We start from the raw sequence: 15,426 nt of genomic DNA on the forward strand, positions 1-15,426 counted from the left end.
CATTGTGCGCCGACGGAGGTAAGCGGAGGAAATCCTGTTCCCCTTAGCCGGTTCGCGGCTGTGGCTGGGGGGTGTCAGAGGTCGAACACTTCGCGGTGGATGCGGGACGCGGGCACGCCGAGCGCCCGCGCTGACTCCGTGACCCGCATGTTGAGGGACTCGGGGCCGCACACGAACACGGTGGCGTCGGTGAAGTCGCCGAGCAGTGAGCGGAGGTGATCGGGGCTCAGGGGGTGGAGGGTGCGGGGCCCTGCGAGGAGGTGGAGCCGGAGGGCGGCCTCGGTCTCCAGCTTCCGGAGTTCGTCGGTGAGGACGAGGTCTTCCGGGAGGGAGGCCCGGTAGACGACGTCGACGACGGCGTCATGCGAGGTGAGTCCCTGGGCGAGGGACACGATCGGGCCGATTCCCACGCCCCCGGCGATGAGAATGTATCGGGACCCCTCAACCCGTGCCGGGGTCATCGCCCCGTAGGGTCCTTCGAACGTCACACCGGTGCCTTGAGGTATCCCTGCCAGCGCCGTGGAGGCGTCACCCAGCGCCTTGACGGTGATCCGCAACCGCTCCCCGTCGGCGGCGGACACAGAGAAAGGGTGCGCCTCGTAGGCGAGCCCGCGGTGCCGGAACCGTAAGTTGAGGAACTGTCCCGGCTGCAGCCGCAGACGTGCGAGGTTTCGGCCGGTCATCCACACCGAGACCACGTCATCGGACTCGCGCACGACGTCGGTGACGACCAGGCGGTGGCGGGCCGAGCGGACGGCCGGGACCAGCAGGCGGTTCCACACGATGAGCCCCAGGACGAGGGCATACAGCGCGACCCAGAACGTCCGGGAGGCTCCCTTCGAGAACGTGTCCCCGGCAACGACCTGGTGGAAGAAGGCCAGGACGACCCCCAGGTAGGTGAACAGGTGCACGGTCCACCACGTCTCGTGCCGCAGCCGCCCGCGGAGCCGTCGCCACGAGGTGAGGCCGGCGGCCACCATCGCCAGCAGGCCGGCGATCGCAGGCACGATGCCCGGGTACTTCCCCACGACGAGACTGATGCCGGCAAGCCAGGCCGCGTTGGCCTCCATCGCGTTCGCGGTGACGATCAGCAGCACGTGGGCGACTATCAGCCAGATCGACCAGGGCGCGACCTTCTTGTGCCAGGCCACGAGGCGATCTTGGCCAAACGCCCGCTCCAGCACCGGCCACCGGGTGACCAGCAGCAGAAGGAACAGCATCAGGGACGTGCCCACCACCGCGGCCACTGACGACAAGGCGGTAAGCGCCCCGACCCTGCCAACGAAAGGCGTCGCCTCCTGGATCGCGAGGACGAGCGCGACACTGCCCAGGCACGCCGCCACACCGAGCCCCACGAGACCCGCGACCCGCTGGCGCCGCCACATCCGACGCCGGTCAACTGGCTTGGACGCCGCCGGTCCGGCAAGGACTGCAGCGTCGGCGGCGACGGCGTGCAGGGCGAGTTCTGGCGCGTTCTGAGAGACCATGACACCTCTAAATGAGACTTGTTTGTCTCATTCTAGTCGTGCGTCAGACCTCGTCATCATCGGCCGCCACCCCTCCACCAGCGTGTGCCACACCAGCCGGGCCGGGTCGGAGCGCCCCTGCGCGACGGCGGCCTGCAGCAGTGTCACCAGCGCCGTCGTCGCCCACGCCGGATCCAGGTCACCCCGGAACGTGCCGGAGTCCCTGCCCCGAGCGATGAGTGCGACGACTGGAGCAAGCACGGCATCTCGGCCCGGTTCGAACTCCGGATCCCGGGGAACGCCCAGCACGACCAGAGCCCGGAACCCGACGCTCTCGACGGCCAACCCATCGAGGACCCGCCGCAGGGCGGCGTCCGCGGGGCCGTCGTCGATGCGGGCCTCATCGACGGCCCGAGTGGCGGACGCCAGCGCCCAGGAAGCCAGTTGGTGCAGCAAATCGGCCCGCCCGGTCACGTGGCGGTACATGGTGGCGCGCCCCACGCCGGCACGGGCGGCGACATCGTCCATGCTCGCCGCCGGATCCTCGGCCAGAACCTCGGCCGCCGCCCGCAGGATTGCCTCACGGTTGCGCTGCGCATCGCTCCGCGCACACCCCCTGTCCGGCATCATGCCTCCCTGGCCAGTCGGAACACCCGGAAACGGGCGCGTCCCAGAGGGCCCGCGCCGCCAAGCGCGAACACCTGGCCCGGCTCGACCTGCCAATCGGGGAAGTCCGCCCCCAGGCCCTCGGCCGTCACGCCCACCCCCGCCAAGCCCGGACGCCGATCCAGGCCAACCACGAGCACCGAGGAACGGGACGCCGCCAGCCGGCCCACGCCCTCGGCGACCATCCGCCGCCCGGCAGCGCGAAGTCCGTGGTAGCAGCCCACATCAACGAAGACCGACACGCCAGGCTCGAGCCCAGGGACCTCCCACAGCCGGCGCACATCCCCCACCACGAACCGGACAGCGAGGCCCGCACCATCCGCCGCCCGGCGAGCCTTGTCGATCGCCGCCGCCGAAGCGTCCAGCCCCACCACCGCCCAGCCCCGCTTCGCCGCCGCGAGGCTGTGCTCACCGGTCCCACAGCCCAGATCCACCAGGGTCCGGCCCACGGTGGAGCCATGCCAAGCCTCCTCGCGGTCCAGCAGGCGCTCCACCAGAGCAGACTGGGCGCGCCCCGCAGCCACCCACGGCGTCAGGCCCCAGCGATACAACAGCTCATACATGAGACGAGTATGTCTCGCCGGTTTGATCGCCTGAGTAAAATGAGACTTCATGGTCTCATTTGGAGGTGTCATGGTCCCTCGGAACTCACATGACGTCGATCTGTTGGTGATCGGCGCGGGACCGACCGGTCTCACGGCGGCGCTGGAGGCCCGGCGACGCGGCATGACCGTGCGCATCGTCGACAGGAGAGACAGCCGCAGCCAGCACTCCAAGGCGCTGGTGGTCCACGCCCGCACGATGGAGGTGTTCGAGGATCTCGGCGTGGCCGAGGAGGTGTCGCGCCGCGGCGTCCGATTCACGGCCCTCAACCTGCAGGGCCCGCTGGGCGCGCGCGGCCGGGTCGACCTGCTCGACCTCGACTGGGGCGACACCGACCATCCCCACTGGCTCACGGCGCCGCAATACGAGACCGAACAGGTGCTGGAGGCCGCGCTCACGGAGCGGGGCGTCCACGTCGAGTGGGGGACGACTTTTGTCGGACTCGTCGACGAGGGGGACGCGGTCGTAGCCGACCTGCGTGGCCCGAGCGCGGCGCAGGCTCACGTCCGGGCCAGGTGGCTCCTGGGTTCCGACGGGGGCCGCAGTACGGTCCGGGACGCCATCCGGGGCCGGCTCAAGCGGGTGGACGCCGGCGCAACATTCATCCTGGCCGACGCAGACACGACGTCGACGCTCCCCCAGGACGAGGGCCACCTGTACCTGCACCCGGACGGGCTGCTGATCGTCGTTCCCATGCCCCAACACGATCGGTGGCGCATCATCGCCCATGTCCCGGGCCAGTCCGCCGCATCCGGGCCGGCGATCAATGCGGAGTACCTGGACAACCTGATCCGCGCGCGGACGTCCCTCGAGTTCGGCGCCAGCAACGTCGGCTGGACCTCGCGGTTCGCGCTGAGCCACGGCGTCTCGGATGTCCATCGCCGCGGACGGGTGTTCCTCGCCGGGGACGCCGCCCATGTTCACAGTCCCGTCGGTGGGCAGGGCCTCAACACCGGAGTGCAGGACGCGCACAACCTGGTGTGGAAGCTGGCGATCGCCGACCGCCTCCCTCCCGACGTGCGCGAGGGCCTCCTGGAGAGCTATGCGACCGAGCGGGGCCAGGTGGCGCATGCCATGGTGGGCGGAGTCCGGCGAGCGACGTCCCTGATCACCGGCCGCGCCGGCGTCGCCCGTCGCATCGTGGGCGCGCTCGGGCCGCGGGTGCTGCGGAGAAGACGTCTCCGCCTTGTCCTGGGCCGCCCCCTCGCAGGGCTCGAGGTCACCTACTCGGATAGCCCACTCGTCGTGCCGGGCTGCAGGACAGCCGGCGCCCGGGTCGGGAATACGGCCACCAGCGCCGGCGGCCGGGTGCTCTCACGGCTGGACCCACACCGCTACACCTGGGTCGTCCGCGAGCCAGCGTCCGGAGGGCGCTGGGGCGATCTGCCGGTCGTGGAGGTCTCCGACGACTCCGAGGCTCCCTCAGTCGCTCTGGTCCGTCCCGACGGTTACATCGCCGCCTGTGGGACCACTCAGGCCGAGGTGTGGAACTCTCTGGCCCGGCGGCCGGCGCTACTGGGCTCCGCCCGGGCCAGCACCGACCCAGCCGAAAGCTGAGGAGTCGGGTTGTGAGCAACGTCTTGTCGATGATGTCGGACGCGACCGGCTACTCGATCGCCGCAACTTTGGGAGGGCCCCACCGTTCACGAACATGCCATCACGCGGCCCAGCCCGTCCCCTTGCGGACAGGACACTCGGCGTCCAGCGCGCCCGGGCACGTTGAGTCTGTTCGCCGCTGCTCACAAGACCTGCAGGCCGGGAGGAGGGAGTACCTGGCGCGGGGGTCTGGGTGGCGAGTTCGAGCAGGTGGGCGGGTCTGCCGCCGCAGCGGAGGCTGCCGGTGCCACGGCGCCGGGCACTGCGTGGTCGAGGGGGGGCCGGGACGGCCCTGTCAGGGGCGTCAGGGTTGACGCGCACCTTTCATTCCTTCGCGCATGTTCCGACGGTGCGCGACGGTGCGAAAGGTGCGCGTCGGGTCGTCCCGGGCCGGGTCGGTTCCTCACGGCAGTCACGCCTTCGCGTGACACTGCTGAGCCTGCAGTCACGACAGCTGGAATCGGTACCAGGTGGGGTGGGAGCGGTTCAGCGGCCACCCGAGGCCGCGACTGTCAGCGGGCTCGCTGGAGAGCAGTCGCCAGTTCGGGAACCCGCTCACGACCTGGTCGTGGGTAACACCCTCCGTCAAGCGATGGAAGGAGGTGGGTCCAAGGGCCAGCATGAGCAAGGTCGCGCCGGGGTTGGCCAGGGCGGTCACGCCCTCGCCCATGCCCCCACGGCCGATGGCGTCCAGACTTTGATAGCAACCGACATCGAGGAAGAAGTCGAAGTGTCCCAACCCTGCCTGCGGCAGCTTTGTCGCGTCTGCCACTTCGAACCGCACACCCTGGAGGCCCGTGCGGTTGGCCGCCTCGACTGCGCGGGGAACCATGTCGATTCCCACCACGTCCCATCCCATGCGGGCGAGTGCGGCGCTGTGGACGCCGCGTCCACAGCCCACGTCGAGGGCGCGACCCAGGGGACGATTGGAGCGGTCGGCGCTCTCGCGCGTGAGCTTCTCGGCAATGCTTGCCTGCGCCACCTCGGCGTAGTGCTCCCATGGGGTCAGGCCGAGCCGGTACATGAGCGCGTACTTCATCCCATCGCCCTCCACCGGTCTCGCGAGGGTGCCATCGTCGGTGTCCGCGCCGGCCACGTCAAGGACGGGATGTCCCACCATGCGCGGATCTGCCGAGAGTCGGACGGTCGGCGCGTGTCTCGTTCGGACGGGTTCAGGTGCCCGCAACCGTACTCCACTGGCGTTCAACGGTCCCGCGGCATTTCATTCGAATCTGGCGCCACGGGCAATGTCATCCACGCCGGCACGCCTCCAAGAGGGTAGTTGCATCAGACAGGTGGTGGGTGGCATCGCACGCGTGACAACGGAAGTCTGCACGATCAGAAATGCAAACCGACTGACAGGCGCGGCACACGAACATGTAATTGCCCAAGACGATTGCGGGCTCTTCGCTTTGAAGCATGGCTAGGCAAACCCGAGGATCTACGACGCCGTAGAGGTGCAGCGGGCGGTTGCCATCGTTTGGAATCTCGTCAACCTTGGCCACGACTCCCGAATCGGTCCACAGTTGGAGCTTGCGCCGTACAGCGTTCTCAGAAATGCGGAACACTTCGCTGCCAAGATGTTTCGCCGTGAATGTCACCTTGTCAACACGCTTGAGTTCCTGAAGATATTTCGGAATCAGTTCATGCGCGATTTCATTGGCATACACCGACAAGCCAGCCCAAACAGCGGACTCGGGTATTTGCCCAACCCCCGGGTCAACACGAAGTGCCTCTGAAACGATTCTGTTGGACAAGCGAATCATGTTGCGAGGCGATCCCGCGGACAATCTCACAATGATTTGATGGGCGTCAATGGCGGACGGCTCCAAGAAGTCGTTGAATGAATTAACTCTGCCCCCCGAGTACACCGCAAGGCGGCGTTGAAGCATGGCGGATAGCTCACTTGGAGACCAGTTTAACGTGTAGATTGGGATCCGATCCCGACGCGCCAGCCCGCTTTCGTCATACGCCCCCGCGATTGCATCCCAGAGAAAGAACTTGAACGCGAGGTTCGGAAGCTCTAGCGTCGGTAGGTCCGTCAGCAAGGCGCTGATGAAGGAGTACGTGCGAACTGGAGTTCCTGTGAAGGCGGCCTCGTCCACCTTGTCGACTAGCACGTAGGTTGACTCGTAGCCTAGCTTTACCAAGATTTCCGCTAGCCGATTGAGGTGAAATCGGATGCTGGCATCTTGACGCTCGGGCGCCGATGCTGACTGCGGCAAGTTGAAGTTGAGACCATACTTCGCTTTAACAGCCTCAATCAGGAGCCCTATTGGCAACGCATACTTCTTGAGGAAGTCTTGGGCCTTGGTTCCAAGCGTCTTGACGCTTCGAAGCGCCGTCTCGTAGTCCGCCGCGGACAGTCTGCCCAGAAAATGGTCGATCTGCGCCTCGAGAAGCTTTCGGTCGGCGGTATCAAGGAGCGCCACAGCCTGTGGGCGGGAGTCCATCTCAATCAGAACAGCCAAAACCAAAGCCCTGCAGACCTGCGCGAGATGGTAGTACAGATCGGCACCGGCTGGGCGCCCGCCAGGTGGCTGATCAAATGCATCTAGAGTAACGCACATAAAGGTGCCGAGGCCACCAGACTGATCCTCGATCATGCGGCGCTGTGCGGTTTTTCCACCGCCACGCGGTGCGAACACGATGCCAGACTGGGGTGCCGATGGGTTACCCATAACTGAAGCAAAATACGGGGGAGGGACGAAATACTCACCCAGGGAAGGTTCGTTATCGGCATTCGTGCTCTCGAACGGACTCTGCGCTATCCCAAACGAGCTGAAGAACTCGTGAGCCATCCTCGTGTCACGTCCCTTCGCGGTCCTCGACTCCAATCCGTGGTCATCGTAGCTTGGAGAGATGCCTGGCAAGGCACAGACACGATCTCCGGAGCCCTTCGTCTGGGCAAGAAGAGGCCCGCTCCCGGCGTCGGCGAGGGGACCCGACCGGCCCGTGCGGAGGTCCGCTATGCCGCCGTCCGCTCCCGGTCGTGCCCAGTGGCGGATGTCGACGTCGACGGGCGTGACATCACCTGAGTTGGACCTCTGCAGCGGATTTCGGGGTTTCGGCCATGTATCGCGGCTAGTCAGTCGCATTTGGGCGTCGGGTTCGGGGCACTAAAGGCCCGGTAGGATCGCCCGGTGAGCCCGTTCCTGCGGAAGGTGAAGACCGCTTCGGGGGCCACTGCGGTGCAAATCGTCGAGAAGCGCCATGGGGTCCGCACGATCCTGGAGCACCTCGGGTCCGCCCATGATGAGGCCGAGTTGGCGGCGTTGATGCGGGTCGGCCACGACAAGCTGCACGCGAACCAGCCGGCGCTGGAGTTGCCCGGCGAGCGGGGGGGTGCGGCCGGGGGTGGCGGTCATCGAGGGGAAACGCTCCCAACTATTGGTCGACGTGGTCCGTGACTCGTGGGGACGACTCGGGTTCGACGCCATCGAGGATGAGGCGTTCTTCCAGCTGGTGCTAGCGCGTCTGGTGGAGCCCACGTCGAAGCTGGACAGCTTGCGGGTCATCGCGGAGCTCGGGCTGGTGCCGGTGCACCTGTCCACGGTGAAACGCTGCCTGAAACGCTGTGCTGACAAGGGCTATCGCGACAAGATCGCGCAGGCGTGTTTCCAGCATGTGTGGTCCGAACAGGGCGGTGATGTGTCCCTGCTGTTATACGACGTCACGACGTTGTACTTCGAAACCGACACCGAAGACGACCTCCGCAAGGTCGGGTTCAGCAAGGAACGTCGGGTCGACCCACAGATTGTGGTCGGTCTCCTGGTGGACCGCACGGGCCACCCGTTGGAGATTGCCTGCTTCGAGGGCAACAAGGCCGAAACGCACACGATCATCCCGGTCATCAAAGCGTTCCAGCAGCGGCACGGTGTGGCCGACATGGTGGTCGTCGCCGACGCCGGCATGTTGTCGGCGGCAAACCTGAAGGCGATCGACGAGGCCGGGTTGCGGTTCATCGTCGGGTCCCGCGTCGTCAAGGCCCCGCACGACCTGGCCAAGCACTTCCGCTGGCACGGCACTGCGTTCACCGACGGCCAGGTCATCGACACGATCACGATGCGCTCCACCGCCCCCGACCCCAACCGCGTGAAGACACGCGCCGAGCCGGTGTGGGACCCCGCGGTGCATCCCACGGCGTGGCGAGCCGTGTGGCAATACTCGGCCAAGCGAGCAGCCCGGGACACACGCACCCTGGCGCTGCAACGCAACCGCGCCCAGGCCGTCGTCGACGGTGACAAGCCGGCCAAGAAGGTCCGGTTCGTGAAGACCACCGGCCAGCAGGCGAGCTTGGACGAGGCCTCCCTCGCCCGCGCGGAGGCCCTGGTCGGTTTGAAGGGGTACGTCACCAACATCACCGCTGCAGTCATGCCCGCAGCCGAGGTCATCGCCAGCTACCACGACCTGTGGCACGTCGAGCAGTCGTTCAGGATGTCGAAGAGCGACCTCGCCGCCCGCCCGATCCACCACCGGCTGAAGGACTCGATCGAGGCCCACCTCACCATCGTGTTCACCGCGCTCGCCGTCGCCCGCGACCTGCAAGCCCGTAGCGGGTGGTCGCTGAAGAAGATCGTCCGTGGACTACGCCCGCTGCAGCAGGTCACCATCCAACTCGGTGGTCAACGACTCGACGCCGAACCCGCCATCCCCGACGACATCGCCGAACTACTCACCGCCCTCCATCGAGGGCACTAAAGAGGTCCAACTCAGGTCTGGGCAAGAAGAGGCCCGCTCCCGGCGTCGGCGAGGGGACCCGACCGGCCCGTGCGGAGGTCCGCTATGCCGCCGTCCGCTCCCGGTCGTGCCCAGTGGCGGATGTCGACGTCGACGGGCGTGACATCACGACTCTGCCGAGGACCGGATGTTGGCTGGGCTTGACGAAGCCTGACCAGCACCTGGCCACACGGGCATGAGAGAGGGCACGGGTCAACCTGAATCCTAGCTTCGGCTACGCTGACGCAGTTGGGACGGGCGGAAGCGGATTCGTGTCGGGTCACCCACGACGGTGTACATCATCGACTCCGGAACATACCCTGGCGTGCGCAGCCAGTTCTCGACCTTGTCTCTCATGCCTTGATCGTCCGCGATCTCCAGGAGCACGGCCTCTGTGTCCTCATAAAGATGGCTCGATCGGATTCTCCCGGCCGCGCGGCGCCCCATGAACTCCGCAACTGGAGTCAAACCATTAGTGGCGCGGTGTCCCCACTCACCCAGTCGGGCGTTGCCGTACAGGATGTCAAGGATTACGGTGTTGGCTTGCACTCTGTGCCACAAGTCCATAAGGGTGGTGTGGTTCTCCCTACCGTTGATTGCCTCGCCGATGTAGAGGAAGAGTCGGCTCATGAAAACCGCGTTGTGGTGGACACGCACGGGAACCAACGTGCTGATCACTGCATCCGCGCCCTGGCGGATGAGGAGATCAGTGACTGCTACGGCGCCGCCCCCTCGCGGGCCGGATGCGCACGCACTAAGGACCACGAGGGGGGGCATGGGCCCAAGGTCGAGTCCGAGGCTGAAGTCGTCCCCTATGCGGAGTCCGGCTACATTCTGCTCGCGGGCGTAGACTCCGTGCGCGCTGACGATGAGGACATCCGGATGATGGCGTTCAATCTCCTCGCGGACGGCCTTGGCGCTCAGCGTTTCCTCGATCACGACCTTCGTCGGAGCGCTCGACAGGCCGACGGCTTCGCGTAAGCCAGACCATGCGATCCGGGAGTCCTTTCCGATTGGGTCTTCGGCTTTGATGCATTCGGCCACCAAGACAGTGAACCCAGCGGAAAGATCTGTGAAGTCGTCGGGCCCCAACTGCTGCTGAAGAGTTCGAGTGAGTGGATTCAGCGGTCTATACGCGATCGGGACCTGCGCCGCAAGTGGTGCAGTGTGCCCCGGGACTCGGAGCAGACCGATGGGGAAGTTGGTATAAGCATCGACATGGGACGCGGAGCGCAATGCCCATTGAAGCCGGTCGTTCCACAGCCATGCCATGGTGTCGTCTAGTCGATTACGCAGCTTCCGCTCTTTGGCGGGCGCCATCCTGCCCGCTTCCCAATAACGCTCCAGGTCGGCGAGCGCGTGGAATGCCTCTGGAGGAATTGAGTCTGGAAGGACCACTCCCATGGAATCGGAGCCAGCGGCTTGGTGACCGACTACGAGGGACAACACGTCCGCCACGTCTTCGTCCGTAACGAGATCGTGTCCGCGGGTCCCATCATGTCCACCTTCGGCGCGCTTCCCCTGCCTGACGGAGCGCTCGTATGTTGGGGATACTCCCATCAATGAAAGGGCGAGGGGCATCTTGATGGAGGCCGCCACCTCCGGGAATAGGTCCTCCATTCTGGATGCCACATCCAACGGATCGGTCCCCGCGTCTTCCAACTGCGTCAACGACTCCACGCGAACTCGCGCGTCAAGGGTTCGCAAGGCCATGTCATAGGGATCCTCGAGCTCCGGCGGAAGTTCACGCTGATGGCCGAGAAGTCGGTTGAAGTTCTTCCACGCCAAGTGTGACCCTTGGCGGGAGATTCTTGGAACCCACACCGGCGCTTTCGGCAGTATGGGGACTCCCGGGGGGAACTGGCGGGCCCAACTCCGCGCGAGCCTCTCCCAGTTTGCGTCCAAGCTTTCCTGGCTCAAGGAGCCGAAGGTTGCGGGTTCGAGCACGCAACCGAGCTGTTGCGACGCTGCCTTCGCGGCTTCGAGGTGCTCTCCAGGGCAAAGTACGATCGTTGGTTCGCCGTGCCGCCCCATAAGCCTCAGCGCGGTTGGCTCGTGAAGGAGGCCTGCTGGCATCAGGAGGATCCGATGGGCCCGGCTTTCGGAAACGTTGGCGCGAATCGCACGGAGCGGCATGTCGATGACCTCGAACCGCGTCTTGGGTAGATGCATGGCGTACCAGAGCGCTGGAAGCGCGGCGAGCAACTCTTCATCGAAGGACGTGACACCAGTCTTTGGGCCTGGTTCGGTGAGCACAGGCTCATATGGAGCTTCATCGGTTCCTGAGATGTCGCACGCAACGATATAGATCGGCCGGGGAGCCTGGACAACGGTGTCCGCCGTTTGCCCGACTTCAGCTTCGCTCATTTGCGCTCCAGACCCTTCTGTTCGAGCGATACGCCGGTCTTGATGCTCTATCGGCAGCGTTCGATGATGGCAGCTTTTCATATCTGGGTCCGCCGTAGCTGCGCGCGCTTAGCGACCGCTCGCGAGCCTCAAGAAGCTTCGGCGTGACGGCCCGCCTCGAGGGGCGCCGAACGCACTCTCATGCCGCACCCGGTGCTTCAGGCGACCTTGCTTAAGTAGCGCTGGCGGGCGGCCTCTCCGCTGGTGCCGACGAAGGCGCCGATCGCTGACCATGGCATGCCGGCTTCCCGGGCTGCGCGGATGGCATCAATCACGTGACGCTCAGCTTCGGATCGCTCCGCCACCGCCGCTCGGAGCAGGGCGACTGCACCGGCGTCGAGTGCGTCGTCGGGATTGGGCTCGAAAGACTCGAAGCGCGCCGCCAGCTCGTCGGCGTGCTGCAGCATCTCGTCAACAGTGCGTGGCATGGTCATCACCTCAGGACTTCTCGCGGGCTTTCATTGCGTGGACGATGACGTGCACTTGATCGCCATCGACATAGCCGACCTCCAAGAAGATCGCGGACTGGTTTGGGACCCACGATCACGGTGAACCCGTCGCCGAGATCCCAGATCCGGACCGGGTTGCGGTAGGCGTGGAGGATCTCAGGTTCACCAAGGCCATGCTTGAGCGCGGACGCGGCGATGACTGGATCCTCCATCGATCCAAGGTAACTTGCGAGCATGAGCGGGTCAAGTGCCCGGGAACATCCTCATCTCCGCGGTGTGCGAGGGGAGCCTGTCGGCTTGGTGGTTGCCCCCGCACGACCGCCCTAAATGCCGCTGCGAGGGTGTGGTCAGAGTTGGAGGTGCAGGCGCAGGGCGTCGTCGAGTTGGGACATCAGGTGGGTGGGAATGCGGCCAATGACGGGACCGAGTCGTGCCACCGAAACCGAACGAACTTGTTCAGCTTGGGCTTTCGAATCCACATGGATGCCTGTTTCATGAGCGGAGAGGAGGACCTGGAAGGGGAAGACCCTCGCGATGTTGCTGGTGACGGGTACCACGGTGACGACGCCTCGACCCAGCCTGGCTGCGATGGCGTTTGCGTTGTCGTTGCTCACGATGACTGCCGGCCTACGCTTGTCCGCCTCTCCTGCGCGGGCAGGTTCCAGATCGACCAACCGGATCTCACCGCGGAGCATCAGCCAGCCCATCGGCAGCGGCGGAATCCCACGCGTCGGCGTCACCCGAGTCCTCCCACTCCTGCCAAGCAGCTTCGTAGGCGGTCTGGAGTTCTGCGTCGCCAAGTAGCCTGATCGCCTGCTGGATGGCCGCGGAGCGCGACTTCAGGCCAGCAGCGTGGGCGTACTTGTCCAAGGCTGCGACCTCGCTCTCGGAGAGACTCACACTCAACTTCACCTGACCCATGCGACCAGCTTACTACCAGACTTACTACCACGGTAGCTCTACCGGATCTGCCGCTCCTGGTGCGGTCCTGCCCAATGCAGGATACTTTTCGAGGCCGTACACCGCGGTCGCGGATCTTGCGGCGAAAGACGTTACACGACTGCACCGGGCAAGGCGTCTCGCGTCAGGGTGTCGTTGAGGCACGCGAGATCAGCGACAGCCACTTGTTGGGCGCGCGATTGGAGCTAGCTGAGGATTCCGCCCGGCCTCGGGCTGATCGAAGAGCGGCACGGTGACTTCGTGGTGATGTCCCTCATGAACGGCGGGATGGCGGACGCCGGCGGTGCATTGACGCCAAACCCAACCCGCGCCCAACCTGACCGATGGGACGATGGCCACATGCAGGCGTTGAAGCCGTGGTGGCTCGTGTCGGTGTTGGTGGCCCTGGCTCTGATCGCGACGGGGTGCACCGGCGCCCCGCCCCCGGTTGAGCCCAGCCCGGAGCGGGTGCGGGTGGCGTACTCGGCAGGGGGCGACCCCATCCCGGTCGTGCCGAAGCGGCAGGTCGTGGGATCGCAGGGGGCGCGCATCGAGGGGGCGGCCGTTGTCGAGGTGCCGGCCGGCGCGGTTCCAGACGGACGCGAGGTCGAAGTGGGGGTGGGCGACGCGCTGGGCGCCATCGACGGGCTGACCCAGGAGGTGTTCGGTGCGCCCGTGCTGGTCGTTCACGACGTCGATCTGGAGAAGCCGATTCGCGTGCGCTGGAACATCGGCAACCTGACCGAGGAGCAGCGCTCGACCATCCTCCTGGTGCGCTGGAACGACGAAGTGGGTATGTGGCAAGTGCCGGGGCAGGCGGCATCCATCGAGGGCGACACCCTGGTCGCCGACCTGCAGCAGTTCTCGTTCTGGACCTGGGTCAGTGGCGGTGCGGCCACGGTGAGCCAGGTATCTGGCGAGGTCTTCGGCAAGCGCACTTCCGCGCCCACGTGTTCGAGTGGCTCGCTCCCGGGCTGGGTGCGCAACGTCGTGCGCCCCGATGAGGACCAGTCGGGGATGCCGATCCGCACCTGCGTGGAGCCCGACAAGAACGACGTTCTGACCGTGCGCGTGGCGAACAACCGGCCCTACACGCAATCGCTGGACCTGGTGAACGGCGACCGCTACGCCTGGGCGTGGGCGGGCGAGGAGGACTTCACGGTCGCCGGGATCATCCGCGGCTACCTCAACCGGGCCCTGTCGGATGACAACAGCCTGGCCATGGCCCCCGCCAAGGCGACCGCGGTGGGCCTGGGGCGTCCCGACGAGATGGGGGAGGTGCAGCTCACCCTGCAGGCCGACCCGACCATGAAGACGGTGGCCGCCGACATCCTGATCGCCGTGCTGGGATCGGTGCTCGACCTGGACAACGTGGGCGGCTTCGACTCCGACATGGTGAACGCGTTTGTGCAGACGATCTACGACTGTGGCGGCAGCGAGGTGCTGAAGTCCCGCGAGGGGGTGGGGCTCGACACGTTCGGCAAGGCCTTCGAGACGGTGAAGACGTGCGGGACCTCCACCGAGGTGCACCGGGCCATCCAGCAGGTCTTGCTCCAGCGGAGCGACGGGACTCGGGAAGGCCTTGGGCGAGCGCTCGGGACGAACCGGGCACTGCAGTCGGCGCTGGGCAAGCTGGGCATCTACCTGAAGGTGGCAGACTTCTCCAGCTACACCAGCGAACTGGCCTCCTCCAGCATGATCGGGAAGGTGCAGGTGACCGTGTTCGGCACGGGACGCCCCCAGATGCTGGGCGAGTGGAAGCCGGATTGCCGCAACGCCGCCAGCGACTCCGGCGTGCTGTTCAAGAACCTCGCCCTGCAGGACGTCTTCAAGGACACGAGCAAGGAGTACTGGAAGTTCTCCGAGTGGGAGCCGAGCGCGAAGAAGGCCGTGCAGCCCCTCAAGTCCTGCAAGCCTGACCACATTGAAGCCGTGGCCGCCAACGTGGAGAAGACGTGGGGTGACAAGAAGGCCGCCGCGGTCGTGGCGTTGAAGATCCGGGCGCTGGCCGGGGGTGGACTGCCGTCGGACCTGGACCTGCTCAACAGCACCCTGCCGGCGAACGTGTGTTGGACCGGTGAGAGTGGGTGGCAGCACGCGGCGCCGATCAAGCTGAAGAACGGTCAGGGTGCCGCCTGGGTGGCCGACCGTTCCTACGCCGAGGCCGGCATCATGGAGACCAAGGTGGTCGGACGCGCTGACGTGGATGGCGACGGCGAACAGGAGGTCGTGCTCGACCTGGCCTGCGCCGGCAGCGAACCCGAGCGCTGCTGTGCCGGCCGCGCCTCCCTCATGCCCACCATCGGGGTGTTCAAGCCGGGGACGCCCTTGCGCCAGGTGGCGCCCAGCCTCATGGGGGGCGCCTCCGAACCCGGTGGCGAGTTCGGGCCCGCCGACCGTAGGATCGACTCCATCTCCCTGCGGGGGAAGGTCATCGTCACGCAGGAGACGATCATCTACCCCGAGGGGTACACCGCTGCCCAGGTGGGTGGCGACCCGTCCGCGGCCGTGACCGTCGAGTACCAGTTCAAGGCGGGGAAGTGGGTGGCGTCGCGGCCGTAGCGTGGAGCGTCCCTGCGGTT

11 protein-coding genes and 1 pseudogene are annotated in these 15,426 nt (G+C 66.1%); 3 read left to right on the plus strand and 9 right to left on the minus strand.

Going from position 1 to position 15,426, the window contains the following annotated elements; all coding sequences use genetic code 11:
* Window positions 1–74: 74 nt before the first annotated feature.
* From J4N02_RS16275 to J4N02_RS16285, 3 genes are read right to left on the minus strand one after another with little or no spacing between them, the layout of a single operon-like run.
* A complete protein-coding gene (locus J4N02_RS16275) occupies window positions 75–1,487 on the minus strand; it encodes a ferric reductase-like transmembrane domain-containing protein (RefSeq protein WP_182818841.1) in 1,413 nt (470 codons plus the stop codon).
* 27 nt (window positions 1,488–1,514) lie between these two features.
* Window positions 1,515–2,096 carry a TetR/AcrR family transcriptional regulator gene (locus tag J4N02_RS16280; protein ID WP_188334799.1) on the minus strand — a complete coding sequence of 194 codons (582 nt, stop codon included), beginning with the start codon at window positions 2,094–2,096 and terminating at the stop codon, window positions 1,515–1,517.
* Window positions 2,093–2,695 (minus strand): class I SAM-dependent methyltransferase, encoded by a 603-nt coding sequence (locus J4N02_RS16285; RefSeq protein ID WP_182818838.1) that lies wholly within the window; start codon window positions 2,693–2,695, stop codon window positions 2,093–2,095. The genes J4N02_RS16280 and J4N02_RS16285 overlap by 4 nt, the downstream gene beginning before the upstream one ends.
* 70 nt (window positions 2,696–2,765) lie before the next feature.
* Here J4N02_RS16285 and J4N02_RS16290 point away from each other — a divergent pair, with 70 nt between their 5' ends.
* Window positions 2,766–4,292: an FAD-dependent monooxygenase gene (locus tag J4N02_RS16290; RefSeq protein ID WP_223202761.1), complete on the plus strand. Its 1,527-nt coding sequence runs from the start codon at window positions 2,766–2,768 to the stop codon at window positions 4,290–4,292.
* 484 nt (window positions 4,293–4,776) lie between these two features.
* Here J4N02_RS16290 and J4N02_RS16295 read toward each other — a convergent pair whose 3' ends face one another.
* Both J4N02_RS16295 and J4N02_RS16300 read right to left on the minus strand, forming a co-directional pair.
* Entirely contained in the window at window positions 4,777–5,370 is a 594-nt protein-coding gene (locus J4N02_RS16295; RefSeq protein WP_208091034.1) for a methyltransferase domain-containing protein, read from the minus strand.
* A 211-nt stretch (window positions 5,371–5,581) separates the two neighbouring features.
* The gene (locus tag J4N02_RS16300; protein WP_397421194.1) at window positions 5,582–7,429 is read right to left on the minus strand and encodes a P-loop ATPase, Sll1717 family; all 1,848 of its coding nucleotides are present in this window, start codon (window positions 7,427–7,429) and stop codon (window positions 5,582–5,584) included.
* 45 nt (window positions 7,430–7,474) lie between these two features.
* Here J4N02_RS16300 and J4N02_RS16305 point away from each other — a divergent pair.
* A pseudogene (locus tag J4N02_RS16305) lies at window positions 7,475–9,032 on the plus strand (IS1634 family transposase).
* A 243-nt stretch (window positions 9,033–9,275) separates the two neighbouring features.
* Here J4N02_RS16305 and J4N02_RS16310 read toward each other — a convergent pair.
* From J4N02_RS16310 to J4N02_RS16325, 4 genes are all read right to left on the minus strand, one after another.
* Window positions 9,276–11,417 carry a CHAT domain-containing protein gene (locus tag J4N02_RS16310; protein ID WP_188334790.1) on the minus strand — a complete coding sequence of 714 codons (2,142 nt, stop codon included), beginning with the start codon at window positions 11,415–11,417 and terminating at the stop codon, window positions 9,276–9,278.
* A 197-nt stretch (window positions 11,418–11,614) separates the two neighbouring features.
* Window positions 11,615–11,884, minus strand: a complete 270-nt coding sequence (locus tag J4N02_RS16315; protein WP_223202757.1) for a hypothetical protein — start codon at window positions 11,882–11,884, stop codon at window positions 11,615–11,617.
* Between the two features lie 368 nt (window positions 11,885–12,252).
* Complete coding sequence (locus tag J4N02_RS16320; RefSeq protein ID WP_312846689.1) at window positions 12,253–12,612, minus strand: type II toxin-antitoxin system PemK/MazF family toxin; 360 nt, start codon at window positions 12,610–12,612, stop codon at window positions 12,253–12,255.
* Entirely contained in the window at window positions 12,587–12,826 is a 240-nt protein-coding gene (locus J4N02_RS16325; RefSeq protein WP_223202756.1) for a ribbon-helix-helix domain-containing protein, read from the minus strand. Before J4N02_RS16325 ends, J4N02_RS16320 begins: the two co-directional genes overlap by 26 nt.
* 378 nt (window positions 12,827–13,204) lie before the next feature.
* Here J4N02_RS16325 and J4N02_RS16330 point away from each other — a divergent pair, with 378 nt between their 5' ends.
* A complete protein-coding gene (locus tag J4N02_RS16330; RefSeq protein ID WP_188334788.1) occupies window positions 13,205–15,406 on the plus strand; it encodes a hypothetical protein in 2,202 nt (733 codons plus the stop codon).
* Window positions 15,407–15,426: the final 20 nt, after the last annotated feature.

The organism is Propioniciclava sp. MC1595 (genome assembly GCF_017569205.1).
Classification (GTDB): Bacteria; Actinomycetota; Actinomycetes; order Propionibacteriales; family Propionibacteriaceae; genus Propioniciclava.